This is a genomic window from Clostridium sp. AT4, assembly GCF_001517625.2.
In the GTDB taxonomy this organism is placed as follows: domain Bacteria; phylum Bacillota; class Clostridia; order Lachnospirales; family Lachnospiraceae; genus Enterocloster.
The window spans coordinates 1945277-1959784 of record NZ_LN999828.1; the positions used below are offsets into that span (position 1 = coordinate 1945277).

A 14508-nucleotide genomic window follows, 5' to 3' on the forward strand; every position below is an offset into this window, starting at 1 on the left:
GTATTTTCCTCCTACAGATAGACCCGTGATGCGATCATTACCACAAAATAAAGGGCAAAAATCATGTAAGCGTCATGATCTCTCTGGCTGTACTGCAAGGGCTTCATCTTGGTTCGTCCCTCACCGCCCTGATAACATCTGGCTTCCATGGCCATGGCCAGATCAGTGGCCCTGCGGAAGGCAGATATAAACAGAGGCACTAACAGCGGCACCATAGCCTTTGCCTTCCGAATTATGTTACCGGTTTCAAAATCAGCGCCTCTGGCCATCTGGGCCTTCATGATCTTATCGGTTTCCTCCACCAAAATAGGGATAAAGCGAAGGGCAATGGACATCATCATGGCAATTTCATGCACTGGGATCTTAAGGGCCTTTAAACAGCCCAGTCCCTTTTCCAGACCATCTGTAAGCTGATTGGGAGTGGTCGTCAGGGTCATCAGAGACGAACCGATCACCAGATAGATCAGACGCACTGCCATAAAGGCTGCCAGCCGCACACCTTCCTTTGTAATCTTGAAAATCCAAAACCGGAAAATCTCTTCTCCCGGTGTCAGAAACAAATTAAAGCTGACGCTGATCAACAGCAGGATCACAATGGCCTTTAGGCCTTTAAGGATAAAGCGGACTGGTACCTGGGTAAGACGGATTATGGCAGCCAGCACAAAAGTGGCTATCAGATATCCCCAGATATTATCTGCAATAAAAAGGGAAGCGATAAACACCATAGTAGCAAACAGCTTTGTTCTTGGATCCAGCCTGTGGACAATGGAATCCGCAGGATAATACTGTCCCAGTGTAAGTTCTCTCAGCATTTTCCTGTCCCCTCTTTCGTTTTATTTCTCCACAGAGTCAAAATGGCTTCTCTGGCCTCCTCCACGGTAGTAATGCTCTCGTCAATGGCAATTCCCTGCGCTTTCAGATCGTGAACAAGATAAGTCACCTGAGGAGCCGCCAGTCCCATTGCTTCCAGCTCCTTATAATGGGAAAATACTTCTCTGGGCGTTCCGTCAAAGACCTTCTTGCCATGGTTCATAACAAGAAGACGATCCGCATACCGGGCTACATCCTCCATACTGTGAGACACCAGAATAATTGTCATATGGCGTTCTCTGTGAAGTCTGGAAATCTGATCCAGAATCTCATCCCTTCCTCTGGGATCCAGACCTGCTGTGGGCTCGTCCAGGATCAGCACCTCCGGCTCCATGGCAAGTACACCGGCAATAGCCACCCGGCGCTTCTGACCGCCGGAGAGTTCAAAGGGTGATCGCTTATAGTAGCTTTCATCCAGTCCTGCCAGGCGCAGAGCCTCCTTTGCCCGGATCAGAGCCTCCTCCTTCGTAAGTCCCTGATTCTGAGGGCCAAAACACACGTCGGTCAGCACGTCGATTTCAAAAAGTTGATGCTCCGGGTACTGAAACACCAGACCTACCCGAGTACGCAGCTTCTTCATATCATAGCCGTCCTCGTAAATATTTTCTCCATTGTAATAGAGAGCGCCTGAACTGGCACGAATCAACCCGTTTAAATGCTGGATCAACGTTGATTTGCCGGAGCCCGTGTGACCGATAATCCCCACAAATTCCCCATCTTTAATTTCAAAGTTTACATCAAAAAGTGCGTGCTGCTCAAAGGCAGTCCCGCCTCCGTATACATAATTTAAGTCAACTGCTTTTATTGACATGGTCTATTCTCCTAACCGTTATCTGACAGCGCTCAAACAGCTCGTAAAACCGTCCGGCGCACCTGTTCGTTATAAAAGGGGTAATAGCTCCTTAACCAGTTCCTCACGGCTCAGTATCCCATCTGATAACGGCATACCCGCTTCTTTTAATTCAAATGCTAGTTCTGTAGCCTGGGGAACATCCAGCCCATACGTCTTTAACTCTCTTACTCTGGAAAATATTTCCTTGGGCTTCCCATCCATCACGATTTTCCCATCGTCCATCACGATAATACGGTCTGCATCAATGGCTTCTTCCATATAATGGGTGATCAAAAGCACAGTGATTCCTTCAGCCTGATTTAACTGGCGGATGGTACGGATTACCTCTTTTCTGCCGTTTGGATCCAGCATGGCCGTAGGCTCATCCAGAATAATGCACCTGGGTCGCATAGCCATGACTCCGGCGATGGCTACCCGCTGCTTCTGGCCACCGGAAAGCTTATTTGGCGACTGCTTCCTGTATGCCGTCATCCCGACAGCCTTTAAGCTCTCATCCACCCGCTTCCAGATCTCATCTGTGGGAACACCGATATTTTCAGGACCAAAGCCCACGTCTTCCTCCACGATATTTCCAATGATCTGATTATCAGGATTTTGAAAGACCATTCCGGCTGTTTTGCGGACATCCCAGATACGATCCTCTTCCTTTGTATCTATCTCTCCTACCCATACAGTTCCCTCTGTAGGCAGCAAAAGACCGTTGATATGCTTTGCCAGAGTGGATTTTCCTGAGCCATTATGACCCAGAATGGCTGTAAATGAGCCTTCTTCGATTTCCAGGTCTACACCGTCAATGGCACGCTTTACTTCCGCAACTTTCTCCTCTTCATCATGTCTGATGTATTCATATATCAGATGGACTGTCTTTATGATTCCCATAGGCTTCCTCCTGCCCTCTAAGCTTGTTACATTTTAGTTTATATCATACCATAAGTCAATACCCGGAACCTCAAAAGGAGCGGCCGTTCATTTGCCGCTCCCTTTGAAAAATCCTGTATATAAGCAATATCTTAATGCTGCCATACTCCGTTTGCATCCAATACAAAACCGCTGATGGAGGTACTGACTGCCTTAGAACCATCTCCGGGATAAAAGTAATAGTAGTTTCCCTCAATCTGATACCAGCCCTCTACCATTATGCCGGATTCATTCACAAAATAAGTCTTTCCGTTAATCGTAAGCCAGCTATTGGTAACCATTGCTCCTTCCGGACCACCGTCATTGGGATTCAAATAGTACCATATATTTCCAGACTGGAGCCAGCCCTTTTTCATATCACCGTTTTCCCCTAAGTAATACCAGTAATTATTTTTCTTCTGCCAGCCGGTAAGCATCCTTCCTGAACTATCAAACAGATACCATTTGTCATTCCATTTCAGCCAGTTATCCTTAATATAATTTCCATCCGGATACTTAAAATACCAGGTATTTCCATCCTGCCGCCAGCCTACGTCTGTAGTGCCTCCGCCCGGTGTGGTACTGCCTCCCGGAACATCATTACTATTATCCTGTCCCGTTCCGTCAGATACCTCATCCTCATCTATATATTTGCTGTCTGATTCCGTCCAGTCGCTTTTCTTTCCATAGCGTTCCTCTGTGTCGGAATTGGGAACAGTGCGGACCTTAAAGGTATAATCACCTTCTTTCGTCATATAGGGATAGAAATTGTAGGAGGTTCCGCTGTATTTTTCCAGCTTCTTTACTACGGTAGAACCTCTGTACAGAATTACATCGTAATGTCCTGAGGTATCATCCGGCTCTTCCCAGGTTGCTTTGCCTTTTCCGCTGCCCCATTCAGCATTTTCAGGAGCTTCGTACGTACCCTTTACGCCCTTAACTCTCAGGACTACCTTTAAATCACTGCCGCTTTTCTTGGCAGAAACATACTCGCCTCCGCTGATATTTACATTTCCAGAGCTGTAGCTGCTTCGGAAACGATAGTCATACTCGCCGTTTGAAGAGTAATTTGGCTCCAGCCATACGGTAATCTTGGGCGTATCTCCAATCCCCACATCCTTATCATTACTCCACTCAGCGGAAGCAACATCATATTTGTCCGATGTGGTATAAACTCTGGTGCCGGAATCATCTTTAGACGTACCCAGACTGTCTCCGCTGTTAATCTCATCTCCTGCATCCAGTTCAACTTCGACTTTAAGCGAAATACTGGTGATATATTTATAATCCGATGATGCCTGAGCCGGAAACGGCACCGCCACAGTCAGCGCCGCTGCCGTCAATGCCAGACATACAAAACCCTTAAATCCCTTCATCAACGCAACCTCCTTATAAAAACGCTTTTCTTTTCTTATTATCATTATAGTTCAATCGGCATACCAGCGTCAACTTACGATATTCTGACTATTCTGTCTGAATTCTAACACTCACTGTCACAAACCGTCTTTCCGCGCTCCGAAAAACAAAAAAGGCTGCAGATACCTTTGACCGTATCTGCAGCCGCCTGCATAACTATATTCTGATTAAACTAACTCAAGCAGAACTTCCATAGCAGCGTCGCCCTTACGCTGACCAATCTTTACGATTCTGGTGTAACCACCGTTACGGTCAACATACTTTGGAGCAACTTCATCAAATAACTTTGCAACCAGGTCAACAGACTTGGTGTTCTTCTTCTTTCCCGCAGCCTGAGCAGGAACCTCAGTTACTCCGTAAAGAACCTTTAACATCTGTCTTCTTGCATGAAGTCTGGAAGGCATATCCTTCTTGATCTCCTTCTCTACTTCATCATAAACAGTAACCTTCTTGCCGTCTACAACTTCCTTTACGCGCTTACCGTCTTTGTCCTTGCGGGCAACCTTAGCGGTAACCTTAACAGTTTCGAAGTTATCCTTCTCTCTTACTGCCATTGCAATCAGACCCTCAGCAACCTTGCGGATCTCCTTTGCACGAGTCTCAGTTGTCTTGATGTGACCATGATATAACAGAGCAGTAACCTGGCTTCTGATCATAGCCTTTCTCTGATCGGATGTTCTTCCTAATTTTCTGTATCCTGCCATTATTCATTTCCTCCATATCTGACGGAACACCTACATCATGCTTCCTTGGACTTACTGATCCCGGCGTTTTCTCCCGTCTCTTTTATTTTATAGTGGCAACCCACGCCATGCTTCTTTGGACTTACTGGCTAAGGTCTATCAAGCTGTCTTATGCTTCGTCGCTGGGATTTAACTGTAAGCCCAGCTCCTTTAACTTGGCAAGCACTTCCTCTAAGGACTTACGGCCCAGGTTACGAACCTTCATCATATCCTCGGATGTGCGGTTGCACAGTTCCTCTACGGTGTTGATTCCGGCTCTCTTCAGACAGTTGTAAGAACGAACGGAAAGCTCCAGTTCGTCAATATTCATCTCAAGCACTTTCTCTTTCTCGTTGTCTTCCTTCTCTACCATGATCTCAGCAGTCTTGGCATTTTCAGAAAGATCGATAAACAGATTCAGATGCTCGCTTAATACCTTTGCAGCAAGGCTGACAGCCTCATCGGGAGCCAGTGTGCCGTTGGTATAAATCTCCAGTGTCAGCTTGTCATAGTCAGTCTGCTGGCCCACACGGGTATTGGCAACTGCCATATTGACACGCTCAACAGGAGTATAAATAGAATCAACCGCGATCACGCCGATAGGCAGATCTGCGTTTTTATTCTTATCTGCGCTTACATAGCCACGGCCCTTTGTGATCGTAAGTTCCATATAGAACTTGCTGTCTGCGCCGCCGCTTAAGGTTGCGATTACCTGTTCAGGATTCATGATCTCGATATCAGCATCTGCCTGAATGTCAGCTGCTGTGATCACGCCCTCGCCTTCAAATTCAATGTATGCAACTTTGGGCTCATCGGTATCGCTGTTGTTCTTAATTGCTAAGCTTTTGATGTTCATAATGATCTCAGCTACATCTTCCTTAACTCCGGGGATGGAACTGAACTCATGTAAAACGCCATCGATTTTTACCTGACTCACTGCGGCTCCGGGTAAAGAAGAAAGCATGATCCTTCTTAAGGAATTGCCCAGTGTAGTACCGTAACCTCTCTCAAGTGGTTCAACTACAAACTTGCCGTATCTTTTGTCTTCTGAAATCTCTGCGATTTCAATATTTGGTTTTTCAAAATCGAACACTAATAGCCCCTCCTTTTTGGGTATATGTCAAATATCGAGGGTTTAACGCAGGGGAAAACACCTTAAGCGCACCCCCTGCATACCGGTGCATTCCAGCAAAGTACGCCTGTCCAAAATTTAGACAGGCATACCTTAAATACTTTATATACAAGCGGATTATTTGGAGTACAGCTCGACGATAAGCATCTCGTTAACGGGAACGTCGATCTCATCTCTGGTTGGCAGCTCCTTAACGGTGCCGCGCAGGTTCTCCTGATCAGCCTCGATCCATGCAGGAACCATACGGCCTGCAGTTACTTCCAGGATATCCTTATATCTCTGAGCAGACTTGAACTTCTCTTTGATCTCGATCACATCGCCAGCCTTAACCTGGTAGGATGGGATATTTACGAGCTTGCCGTTTACTAAAACGTGCTTGTGATCAACGATCTGTCTAGCCTCTTTACGGGTACGTCCAAGACCCATACGGAACAATACGTTATCCAGTCTGCACTCCAGAAGGATCATCAGGTTGGTACCAACCATACCGTTCATCTTGGAAGCCTTTGCATAGTAGTTACGGAAAGGTTTCTCTAATACGCCGTAAATGAACTTTGCCTTCTGCTTTTCTCTTAACTGAAGACCATACTCGCTGATCTTCTTGTTTGCTCTCTTAGATTCTCTGTTAGACTTTTTATCAATTCCTAAATAGATTGGATCCAGTCCGAGGGATCTGCATCTTTTAAGAACAGGAACTCTATCTACTGCCACTTTAATTACCTCCTAGATTAAAATCATCAGACTCTTCTGCGCTTTGGCGGACGGCATCCATTGTGTGGAACCGGAGTTACGTCCTTAATGCTGGTTACTTCCAGACCGCATGCCTGAAGGGCACGGATCGCTGCCTCACGTCCTGAACCAGGACCTTTAACCATAACGTCTACTGACTTTAAGCCATGTACAAGGGCTGCCTTTGTAGCAGTTTCTGCTGCCATCTGAGCTGCATAAGGAGTAGATTTCCTTGAACCTCTAAATCCCAGACCACCGGCACTTGCCCATGATAAAGCGTTACCCTGCGCATCAGTTAATGTAACGATCGTGTTATTAAAAGATGACTGGATATGTGCCTGTCCGCGTTCAACGTTTTTCTTTACACGCTTTTTTGTCACTTTTTTTGCTGTAGTGGACACTTTTTTAGCCATTTTAAACTAACCTACTTTCTCATTGATTATGAATTCGTTCTTCCTGTTTTTAAAACATGTAAATCCGAATTCGGTTACGGTGTTACAAATTATTTCTTCTTGTTTGCTACTGTCTTTCTCGGACCCTTGCAGGTTCTTGCGTTGGTCTTTGTCTTCTGTCCGCGAACCGGCAGGCTCTTTCTGTGACGGATTCCTCTGTAGCATCCGATTTCCTGAAGTCTCTTGATGTTCATAGCGATCTCTCTGCGCAGATCACCTTCCACAGTCTGAGTTTCAGCAATGATGTTAGCCAGCTTCTTTACCTCATCATCGGTTAAATCCTTAACGCGAGTGTCTGGGTTTACGCCAGCGTCTGCTAAGATGCGGTTGGAGCTTGCTCTACCAATTCCGTAGATGTAAGTAAGACCGATCTCAACACGTTTTTCTCTTGGTAAGTCAACACCTGAAATACGAGCCATGTGTGTAGTACACCTCCTAAAAATAATTAACCTTGTCTCTGTTTATGCTTTGGATTTTCGCAAATTACTCTGATACTGCCTTTTCTCTTGATGATCTTGCACTTTTCGCAGATCGGCTTTACGGATGATCTAACCTTCACAGTAATTCTCCTTTCTATAGACCACAAAGTTGCTAAAGCATTATACCAAAGTTTTTTTGGAAATGCAAGCATTTTTAGGCCCAATTTTTGATTTTTCTCAGTGTTTATTTATCTCTCCAGATGATCCTGCCCTTTGACAGATCGTATGGGGACATCTCCAGGGTTACTTTATCGCCCGGAAGAATACGGATATAATTCATGCGGAGCTTTCCGCTGATGTGTGCCAGAACCTGATGGCCGTTTTCCAGCTCTACCTGGAACATGGCGTTTGGAAGCTTCTCAACTACGGTTCCTTCAATTTCGATTACGTCTGCTTTTGACATTTTCTTTCCCTCCTACTGCTTATGCGGCTGCGGATCCACCGGGCAATCTCTTCGTCCTCTACGCGGCTGCCCATGATCAGCTTTTCTCTCAGTCCCTTATCATATTCCTTAAGGGGCTGCAGATGTTTGATGTTCTTGCGCTTTGGCCGGTCCAGCGGGTGCTTTCTGCCGTCTGACAGATAAGCATATTCGCCCTGAACGCGGATTATGATATAAAACTCATTTTTATCATGGCCTGCCAGGCTTTTTACCAGACAGGCCGTTTTCATTTCCGCCATGCTGCACCTCTGTTACAGAGACAGGATCTCTGGTTCGCCGTCCGTAATCAGGATGGTGTTTTCATAATGAGAGGCCAGAGAACCGTCTTCTGTTACAACGGTCCAGCCGTCATCCATCCATGCTACATCATAACGTCCTGCGGTGATCATAGGCTCAATAGCAAGTGTCATACCGGCCGCCAGGCGGATTCCTTTGCGGCGCTGGGCAAAGTTTGGTATCTCAGGCTCCTCATGCATCTCTGTGCCGATTCCGTGGCCAACCAGATCTCTTACTACGCCGAAGCCGAAGCTTTCTGCATATGCCTGAATGGCCTTTGAAATATCATTGAGATGATTGCCGGCTTTTGCAAACTTTATTCCTTCAAAGAAGCTCTGCTGGGTTACTTCAACCAGCTTTCTTGCCTGGGGAGTTACCTCTCCGATCATATGAGTCCTTGCCGCATCCGACTGATACCCTTTCCAGATCACACCTGTATCCAGGCTGACTATGTCGCCCTCATTGAGATAACGGTGTTTGCTGGGAATTCCGTGAACCACCTCATCATTGATGGAAATGCACACGGAAGCGGGATATCCCTCGTAATTCAGGAAGGAAGGGATACATCCATGGCTGCGGATCATCTCTTCACAGATGCGGTCGATCTCCTTGGTGGAAATTCCCGGCTTTACGATCCTGCCAAGCTCCTCATGGACCTTTGCAAGAATCTTTCCTGCCTCCCGCATCAGTTCAATTTCACGCTGAGATTTAATCGTTACCATGGTTATGCTCCTAAAATCTTTACGATTGCCTGGAATACGTCTTCCATATCCAGGGTTCCGTCAACTTCAGCCAGAACGCCTTCATTCTTATAATAATCAATCAGAGGCTGTGTCTGATCATGATATACGTCAAGACGCTTTTTAACCGTTTCCGGCTTATCGTCGTCCCTGAGCACCAGTTCCTGTCCGCAGGTGTCGCATACATTTTCTGTCTTTGGAGCATTGTATACGATATGATAGGTAGCTCCGCAGTTTAAGCAGGCACGGCGTCCGGACATACGGTTAATAATGTTCTCATCTGGAACATCTACATTCACCGCAAAATCAATAGCCTCACCATTCTTTTTCAGAGCTTCTGTAAGACTTTCTGCCTGAGGAATAGTTCTTGGAAAACCGTCCAGTACATAACCATTTTCGCAGTCAGCCTGATGGATTCTGTCTAAAAGCATTCCGATGGTAATCTCATCCGGAACCAGACCTCCGGCATCCATATAGGACTTGGCCTTTAAGCCCAGCTCTGTTCCGTTCTTAATATTTGCACGGAAAATATCTCCGGTGGAGATATGAGGTATGCTGTACTTCGCAGCGATTTTCTTCGCCTGCGTACCTTTTCCTGCGCCTGGAGCGCCTAACATGATGATCTTCATGAGATTTCTCTCCTCTTTCCTATAACGCAATCAATCCGCCCTTGTGGAATACCACAAAGGCAGATTGACTGATCAAACTGTTATGTTAATCGTTCAAAAATCCCTTATAATAACGCACAAGCATCTGAGATTCTATTGCTTTGATCGTCTCCAGCACAACACCTACAATAATGATCAGGGACGTTCCGGAGAATGAGATCTGACCTACATCAAGAAGGCCAGATGCCAGGATCGGAACTACCGCAACTACTGTAAGGCCTACGGCGCCGATGAAAACAATATAATTCAAAATATGATTCAGATAATCGCTGGTGGGCTTGCCAGGACGGATACCTGGGATAAAGCCGCCCTGCTTCTTCATATTGTTTGCCACCTCAAGAGGATTAAAGGTAATCGACGTATAGAAGTAGGCGAATACGAATAACAGTACGATATAGATCACAAGACCGATGGAATAGATCGGCTGTGATGGTCTGCACCAGGAACCGGAATTAAGCATGGTCAGGATCTTTCCGCCGATGGTGTTATAATCCACCGGGAAAAACTGTGCGATCACAACCGGGAAGGACATGATCGAGGATGCGAAGATAACGGGCATAACGCCGGCGGTGTTGATCTTCAACGGAATGTTGGAGGCCTGTCCGCCTACCATCTTGCGTCCTACCATTTTCTTTGAGTATTGTACCGGAATCCTTCTCTCCGCGTTATTTAAAACAACAACAAAGACAACCATCATCACAATAACCAACGCAATCAGAATCGCTGCACCGGCCATTACTGGGATGGACTGACCGAATATAAAACGATAGTAAAGGCTTTTGATGTCATCGGGAATACTGGACAGGATATTAAACAGAAGCACGATAGAAATACCGTTTCCTACACCCTTTGATGTGATCTGCTCGCCGATCCACATGAGCAGGGCGCTGCCCGTTGTCATGGTGATGACTGCGATGATCACATTCCATGCATTAAAATCATGAAGAAGGCCCTGACGTCCAAAGCCGATCGCCATGGCACTGGATTCTAAAAGAGCCAGCGCAACGGTTGTATATCGGGTGTATTCCTGAATTTTCTTTCTTCCTTCTTCTCCATCCTTCTGCAGCTCTTCCAGCTTTGGAATCGCAATGGTAAGAAGCTGAATGATAATGGAAGAAGTGATGTACGGCGTAATGCTCAGAGCAAAGATGGACATATTTGAAAATGAATCACCTGTCATCGCATTGAAAAAGCCGAATACATCTGCTGTCTGTTTTGCAAACCAGTCCTTAAAGAACGTAGTCTCAATTCCCGGGATAGGAAGCTGGCAGCCAAAACGGATGACCACCAGCATCATAAGGGTATAAAGGATCTTCTCGCGAAGCTCTTTTACCTTGAAAGCGTTTCTAATCGTTTTAAACATTAGATCACCTCGCAGGTTCCACCTAAAGCCTCGATTTTAGATTTTGCACCTTCACTGAATGCATTCACCTTAACGGTCAGCTTTTTGGTTAATTCTCCATTTCCAAGGATCTTAACACCATCTCTTGGGTTCTTAACCACACCAGCCTCCAGCAGGGTCTCTACTGTAACTACGGTATCGTTATCGAATCTCTCAAGAGCGCTTACGTTAATGCCAACAATGTGCTTGGAATTCATATTTGTAAATCCGCGCTTTGGCAGACGTCTGTATAATGGCATCTGTCCGCCTTCAAAGCCTGGTCTTGGTGCTCCGGAACGAGCTTTCTGGCCCTTGTGGCCCTTACCAGCAGTCTTACCATTGCCTGAACCATGGCCGCGGCCTCTTCTAAAATTGTCGCTGTGCTTTGAACCTGCAGCAGGCTGTAAATTTGATAACTCCATGACTGCACCTCCTTACTTTATCTAAAATTTAGATCTCTTCTACTTTAACTAAGTGTCTTACACACTGGATCATGCCTCTGACAGAGCCGTTATCCGGCATCTCAACTGTCTTGTGCATCTTGTTCAGTCCAAGTGCCTCAACCGTTGCTCTCTGCTTTGGAATCGCACCGATAGGGGACTTGACTAATGTGATCTTTAATCTCTCTGCCATGTCTCTTTCCTCCTATTAGCCTAAAATTTCTTCAACAGATTTGCCGCGCAGCTTTGCAATCTCCTCAGGAGTCTTTAAAGAAGTTAAACCTGCAACCGTTGCAAGAACTACATTGGTCTTGTTATTGGAACCTAAGGACTTGGTACGGATATTCTTGATACCTGCTAACTCTACAACGGCACGAGCAGGGCCGCCTGCGATGATACCGGTACCTTCAGGAGCTCTCTTTAACAGAACGTTTGCGCTTCCGAACTTGCCGATGAAGTCATGAGGAATACTGTTGTTCTCATCCATTGGGATCTCAACCAGATTCTTAACAGCAGCCTCTTTACCCTTACGGATTGCTTCCGGAACCTCTCCTGCCTTGCCAAGGCCAACGCCTACATGGCCGTTTCCGTCACCAACTACTACCAGAGCGGAAAATCTCATGGTACGTCCACCTTTAACAGTCTTGGATACTCTCTTGATTGCCACTACTCTATCATTCAGCTCCAACTGACTGGCATCAATAATTGTACGCTTCATGCTTGTTCTCCTCTCTATTAGAAATTCAGACCAGCTTCACGAGCTGCATCTGCTAATGCCTGAATTTTGCCCTGATATATAAAGCCGCCTCTATCGAAAACAACTTCCGTGATACCTTTTTCAAGGGCTCTCTTTGCGATCACTGTACCAACGTATGCTGCAGCTGCCTTGTCGTTTGTCTTCTCCAGTTCAGCCTTGATTTCTTTCTCAACTGTGGAAGCAGCAACCAGAGTGTTACCAACCGTATCGTCGATAATTTGAGCATACATATGATTATTACTTCTAAACACTGCCAGACGCGGTCTCTCTGCTGTGCCAGCAAAACGGTTACGCATTCTGTTGTGCTTCTTTACGCGAATTTCGCTTCTTGACTGTTTGTTAACCATTTTTACACTCTCCTTAATTATTTCTTACCAGTCTTACCAACTTTACGTCTGATAACCTCATCAGCGTACTTGATACCCTTGCCCTTGTAAGGTTCAGGTCTTCTCTTGTCTCTGATCTCAGCAGCGTACTGGCCAACTTTTTCTTTACTGATACCTTTAACGATGATCTTGTTCTGTCCTTCAAGAACAGTCTCGATGCCTTCAGGATCTTCCATCTCTACAGGATGAGAATATCCCAGGTTCAGAGTAAGCTTCTTGCCCTGCTTTGCAGCTCTGTAACCAACACCATTTACTTCCAGAACCTTCTCATAACCCTCAGTTACACCGTGGATCATGTTGTTGATCAGAGTTCTGGTCAGACCATGTAAGGATTTCATTCTCTTTAAATCGTTTGGTCTGCTTACGATAATGTGACCTTCCTTCTCCTCGATGGTCATCTCTGGAGCAAGGTCTCTCTCAAGTGTTCCCTTTGGACCCTTTACGGTCACTTTGTTTCCTTCTGCGATCGTAACAGTTACACCTGCCGGGATCACAACTGGCATTCTACCGATACGTGACATGCCTATTACCTCCTACTTAAATTCTCGGAGAGACCTTTGCGGTCTCTCTGTTTTCAGTTGCATTGAGCACTTAGCACCTGTCATGTGGGCGCTTACGTGCGAAAGCACTTCGCAGCACTTAGCGAGGTTTTTAACGAGCTTAGTGCTGTCGAAGTTTCCTTACCAAACGAAAGCCAGAACTTCGCCGCCTACACCAAGTCTGCGTGCTTCCTTATCGGTAATCACGCCCTGGTTGGTGGAGAGGATGGCGATACCAAGACCGCCAAGTACTCTTGGAAGCTCCTCCTTGTTTGCGTATACACGCAGACCAGGCTTGGAGATTCTCTTAATACCGGAAATGATCTTCTCGTTCTTGTCTTTGCCGTACTTTAAGGTGATGCGGATGGTCTGGAAACCGCCGTCCTCTACCATATCGTACTTTGCAATATATCCTTCATTTACCAGAATGTCAGCAATAGCTAATTTCATCTTGGATGAAGGTACATCTACTGTATCGTGCTTTGCAGTATTTGCATTACGGATTCTTGTAAGCATATCTGCAATCGGATCGCTCATTGTCATTGTTGTGTGCCTCCTTTTCTAAATTCTCTAAAGCTTACCAGCTTGCCTTCTTAACACCAGGAATCTGACCCTTATAAGCCAGTTCGCGGAAGCAAATTCTGCAGATGCCGTACTTTCTCAGGTAAGCATGTGGACGGCCGCAGATTCTGCAGCGATTGTACTCTCTGGTAGAGAATTTAGCAGGACGCTGCTGTTTGATCTTCATTGAAGTCTTAGCCATGAAAGTTTCCTCCTAACTATTTTGCAAAAGGCATATTGAATAATGTCAAAAGTTCACGAGCTTCCTCGTCTGTCTTAGCAGTGGTAACGAAGATGATATCCATACCTCTTACCTTGTCAACTTTATCGTATTCAATCTCAGGGAAGATCAGCTGCTCTTTGATACCAAGAGCATAGTTTCCTCTGCCATCAAATGCGTTAGGGTTAACACCTCTGAAGTCACGTACACGAGGCAGTGCCAGGTTGATCAGACGATCCAGGAATTCATACATTCTCTCGCCGCGAAGAGTAACCTTGCAGCCGATTGCCATGCCTTCACGGATCTTGAAGTTTGCAACAGACTTCTTAGCCTTTGTTGTTACAGCCTTCTGACCGGAGATGATCTCCAGATCCCGAACTGCGGAATCCAGAACCTTGGCATTTTCCTTAGCTTCGCCTACGCCCATGTTGATAACGATCTTATCAAGCTTCGGCACCTGCATAACGTTCTTATATCCAAATTTCTTCATCAGAGCGTCTACGAATTCGTTCTGATACTGTTCTTTTAATCTAGCCAACGTTTTTTTC

Annotated in this window: 23 protein-coding genes; all 23 read right to left on the reverse strand. The window is 45.9% G+C overall.

Annotation, left to right across the window (positions count from 1 at the left end; translation table 11 throughout):
* Positions 1-11: 11 nt before the first annotated feature.
* On the reverse strand, positions 12-812 hold the full coding sequence (locus tag BN3656_RS15410) for an energy-coupling factor transporter transmembrane component T (protein WP_066550024.1): 801 nt from the start codon (positions 810-812) through the stop codon (positions 12-14).
* On the reverse strand, positions 806-1681 hold the full coding sequence (locus BN3656_RS16945) for an energy-coupling factor transporter ATPase (protein ID WP_066550026.1): 876 nt from the start codon (positions 1679-1681) through the stop codon (positions 806-808). The genes BN3656_RS15410 and BN3656_RS16945 overlap by 7 nt, the downstream gene beginning before the upstream one ends.
* A gap of 69 nt (positions 1682-1750) precedes the next feature.
* Entirely contained in the window at positions 1751-2602 is an 852-nt protein-coding gene (locus BN3656_RS16950; protein WP_066550028.1) for an energy-coupling factor transporter ATPase, read from the reverse strand.
* A 131-nt stretch (positions 2603-2733) separates the two neighbouring features.
* Positions 2734-3996, reverse strand: coding sequence for an N-acetylmuramoyl-L-alanine amidase family protein (locus BN3656_RS15420; RefSeq protein ID WP_066550030.1), 1263 nt, complete (start codon positions 3994-3996; stop codon positions 2734-2736).
* Between the two features lie 207 nt (positions 3997-4203).
* On the reverse strand, positions 4204-4740 hold the full coding sequence (locus tag BN3656_RS15425) for a L17 family ribosomal protein (protein ID WP_066550032.1): 537 nt from the start codon (positions 4738-4740) through the stop codon (positions 4204-4206).
* 148 nt (positions 4741-4888) lie between these two features.
* Positions 4889-5851 (reverse strand): DNA-directed RNA polymerase subunit alpha, encoded by a 963-nt coding sequence (locus tag BN3656_RS15430; RefSeq protein WP_066550034.1) that lies wholly within the window; start codon positions 5849-5851, stop codon positions 4889-4891.
* Between the two features lie 156 nt (positions 5852-6007).
* Positions 6008-6601, reverse strand: coding sequence for a 30S ribosomal protein S4 (gene rpsD / locus BN3656_RS15435; protein ID WP_066550037.1), 594 nt, complete (start codon positions 6599-6601; stop codon positions 6008-6010).
* Positions 6602-6627: 26 nt separating this feature from the next.
* Positions 6628-7032, reverse strand: a complete 405-nt coding sequence (gene rpsK, locus BN3656_RS15440) for a 30S ribosomal protein S11 (RefSeq protein ID WP_002566488.1) — start codon at positions 7030-7032, stop codon at positions 6628-6630.
* A gap of 89 nt (positions 7033-7121) precedes the next feature.
* On the reverse strand, positions 7122-7490 hold the full coding sequence (gene rpsM / locus BN3656_RS15445; protein ID WP_066550040.1) for a 30S ribosomal protein S13: 369 nt from the start codon (positions 7488-7490) through the stop codon (positions 7122-7124).
* A 26-nt stretch (positions 7491-7516) separates the two neighbouring features.
* Positions 7517-7630 (reverse strand): 50S ribosomal protein L36, encoded by a 114-nt coding sequence (rpmJ, locus tag BN3656_RS15450; RefSeq protein ID WP_003497809.1) that lies wholly within the window; start codon positions 7628-7630, stop codon positions 7517-7519.
* Positions 7631-7734: 104 nt separating this feature from the next.
* A complete protein-coding gene (gene infA / locus BN3656_RS15455; protein WP_021869270.1) occupies positions 7735-7953 on the reverse strand; it encodes a translation initiation factor IF-1 in 219 nt (72 codons plus the stop codon).
* On the reverse strand, positions 7935-8231 hold the full coding sequence (locus BN3656_RS15460; RefSeq protein WP_066550042.1) for a KOW domain-containing RNA-binding protein: 297 nt from the start codon (positions 8229-8231) through the stop codon (positions 7935-7937). Before BN3656_RS15460 ends, infA begins: the two co-directional genes overlap by 19 nt.
* Positions 8232-8243: 12 nt before the next feature.
* The gene (gene map / locus BN3656_RS15465) at positions 8244-8990 is read right to left on the reverse strand and encodes a type I methionyl aminopeptidase (protein WP_066550045.1); all 747 of its coding nucleotides are present in this window, start codon (positions 8988-8990) and stop codon (positions 8244-8246) included.
* Between the two features lie 2 nt (positions 8991-8992).
* Positions 8993-9637 carry an adenylate kinase gene (locus tag BN3656_RS15470; RefSeq protein WP_066550048.1) on the reverse strand — a complete coding sequence of 215 codons (645 nt, stop codon included), beginning with the start codon at positions 9635-9637 and terminating at the stop codon, positions 8993-8995.
* Positions 9638-9722: 85 nt separating this feature from the next.
* Complete coding sequence (gene secY, locus BN3656_RS15475) at positions 9723-11039, reverse strand: preprotein translocase subunit SecY (protein ID WP_066550051.1); 1317 nt, start codon at positions 11037-11039, stop codon at positions 9723-9725.
* Positions 11039-11479: a 50S ribosomal protein L15 gene (gene rplO, locus BN3656_RS15480; protein WP_066550054.1), complete on the reverse strand. Its 441-nt coding sequence runs from the start codon at positions 11477-11479 to the stop codon at positions 11039-11041. The genes secY and rplO overlap by 1 nt, the downstream gene beginning before the upstream one ends.
* Before the next feature lie 28 nt (positions 11480-11507).
* Entirely contained in the window at positions 11508-11690 is a 183-nt protein-coding gene (rpmD, locus tag BN3656_RS15485) for a 50S ribosomal protein L30 (RefSeq protein WP_066550057.1), read from the reverse strand.
* Positions 11691-11705: 15 nt separating this feature from the next.
* Positions 11706-12215 carry a 30S ribosomal protein S5 gene (rpsE, locus tag BN3656_RS15490; protein ID WP_066550060.1) on the reverse strand — a complete coding sequence of 170 codons (510 nt, stop codon included), beginning with the start codon at positions 12213-12215 and terminating at the stop codon, positions 11706-11708.
* Positions 12216-12232: 17 nt separating this feature from the next.
* Complete coding sequence (rplR, locus tag BN3656_RS15495) at positions 12233-12601, reverse strand: 50S ribosomal protein L18 (RefSeq protein WP_066550067.1); 369 nt, start codon at positions 12599-12601, stop codon at positions 12233-12235.
* 17 nt (positions 12602-12618) lie between these two features.
* Positions 12619-13161, reverse strand: coding sequence for a 50S ribosomal protein L6 (gene rplF / locus BN3656_RS15500; RefSeq protein ID WP_066550070.1), 543 nt, complete (start codon positions 13159-13161; stop codon positions 12619-12621).
* Between the two features lie 159 nt (positions 13162-13320).
* Positions 13321-13722 (reverse strand): 30S ribosomal protein S8, encoded by a 402-nt coding sequence (rpsH, locus tag BN3656_RS15505; RefSeq protein WP_066550073.1) that lies wholly within the window; start codon positions 13720-13722, stop codon positions 13321-13323.
* A 34-nt stretch (positions 13723-13756) separates the two neighbouring features.
* On the reverse strand, positions 13757-13942 hold the full coding sequence (locus BN3656_RS15510) for a type Z 30S ribosomal protein S14 (RefSeq protein ID WP_002566501.1): 186 nt from the start codon (positions 13940-13942) through the stop codon (positions 13757-13759).
* A gap of 16 nt (positions 13943-13958) precedes the next feature.
* Positions 13959-14498, reverse strand: coding sequence for a 50S ribosomal protein L5 (rplE, locus tag BN3656_RS15515; RefSeq protein ID WP_066550080.1), 540 nt, complete (start codon positions 14496-14498; stop codon positions 13959-13961).
* Positions 14499-14508: the final 10 nt, after the last annotated feature.

Bases quoted from the DNA above. Each gene is read 5' to 3' on its own strand.
- BN3656_RS15410 (WP_066550024.1), bottom strand. From the start codon at position 812: ATGCTGAGAGAACTTACACTGGGACAGTATTATCCTGCGGATTCCATT.
- BN3656_RS16945 (WP_066550026.1), bottom strand. From the start codon at position 1,681: ATGTCAATAAAAGCAGTTGACTTAAATTATGTATACGGAGGCGGGACT.
- BN3656_RS16950 (WP_066550028.1), bottom strand. From the start codon at position 2,602: ATGGGAATCATAAAGACAGTCCATCTGATATATGAATACATCAGACAT.
- BN3656_RS15420 (WP_066550030.1), bottom strand. From the start codon at position 3,996: ATGAAGGGATTTAAGGGTTTTGTATGTCTGGCATTGACGGCAGCGGCG.
- BN3656_RS15425 (WP_066550032.1), bottom strand. From the start codon at position 4,740: ATGGCAGGATACAGAAAATTAGGAAGAACATCCGATCAGAGAAAGGCT.
- rpsK (WP_002566488.1), bottom strand. From the start codon at position 7,032: ATGGCTAAAAAAGTGTCCACTACAGCAAAAAAAGTGACAAAAAAGCGT.
- rpsM (WP_066550040.1), bottom strand. From the start codon at position 7,490: ATGGCTCGTATTTCAGGTGTTGACTTACCAAGAGAAAAACGTGTTGAG.
- infA (WP_021869270.1), bottom strand. From the start codon at position 7,953: ATGTCAAAAGCAGACGTAATCGAAATTGAAGGAACCGTAGTTGAGAAG.
- BN3656_RS15460 (WP_066550042.1), bottom strand. From the start codon at position 8,231: ATGGCGGAAATGAAAACGGCCTGTCTGGTAAAAAGCCTGGCAGGCCAT.
- map (WP_066550045.1), bottom strand. From the start codon at position 8,990: ATGGTAACGATTAAATCTCAGCGTGAAATTGAACTGATGCGGGAGGCA.
- BN3656_RS15470 (WP_066550048.1), bottom strand. From the start codon at position 9,637: ATGAAGATCATCATGTTAGGCGCTCCAGGCGCAGGAAAAGGTACGCAG.
- secY (WP_066550051.1), bottom strand. From the start codon at position 11,039: ATGTTTAAAACGATTAGAAACGCTTTCAAGGTAAAAGAGCTTCGCGAG.
- rplO (WP_066550054.1), bottom strand. From the start codon at position 11,479: ATGGAGTTATCAAATTTACAGCCTGCTGCAGGTTCAAAGCACAGCGAC.
- rpmD (WP_066550057.1), bottom strand. From the start codon at position 11,690: ATGGCAGAGAGATTAAAGATCACATTAGTCAAGTCCCCTATCGGTGCG.
- rpsE (WP_066550060.1), bottom strand. From the start codon at position 12,215: ATGAAGCGTACAATTATTGATGCCAGTCAGTTGGAGCTGAATGATAGA.
- rplR (WP_066550067.1), bottom strand. From the start codon at position 12,601: ATGGTTAACAAACAGTCAAGAAGCGAAATTCGCGTAAAGAAGCACAAC.
- rplF (WP_066550070.1), bottom strand. From the start codon at position 13,161: ATGTCACGTATCGGTAGAATGCCAGTTGTGATCCCGGCAGGTGTAACT.
- rpsH (WP_066550073.1), bottom strand. From the start codon at position 13,722: ATGACAATGAGCGATCCGATTGCAGATATGCTTACAAGAATCCGTAAT.
- BN3656_RS15510 (WP_002566501.1), bottom strand. From the start codon at position 13,942: ATGGCTAAGACTTCAATGAAGATCAAACAGCAGCGTCCTGCTAAATTC.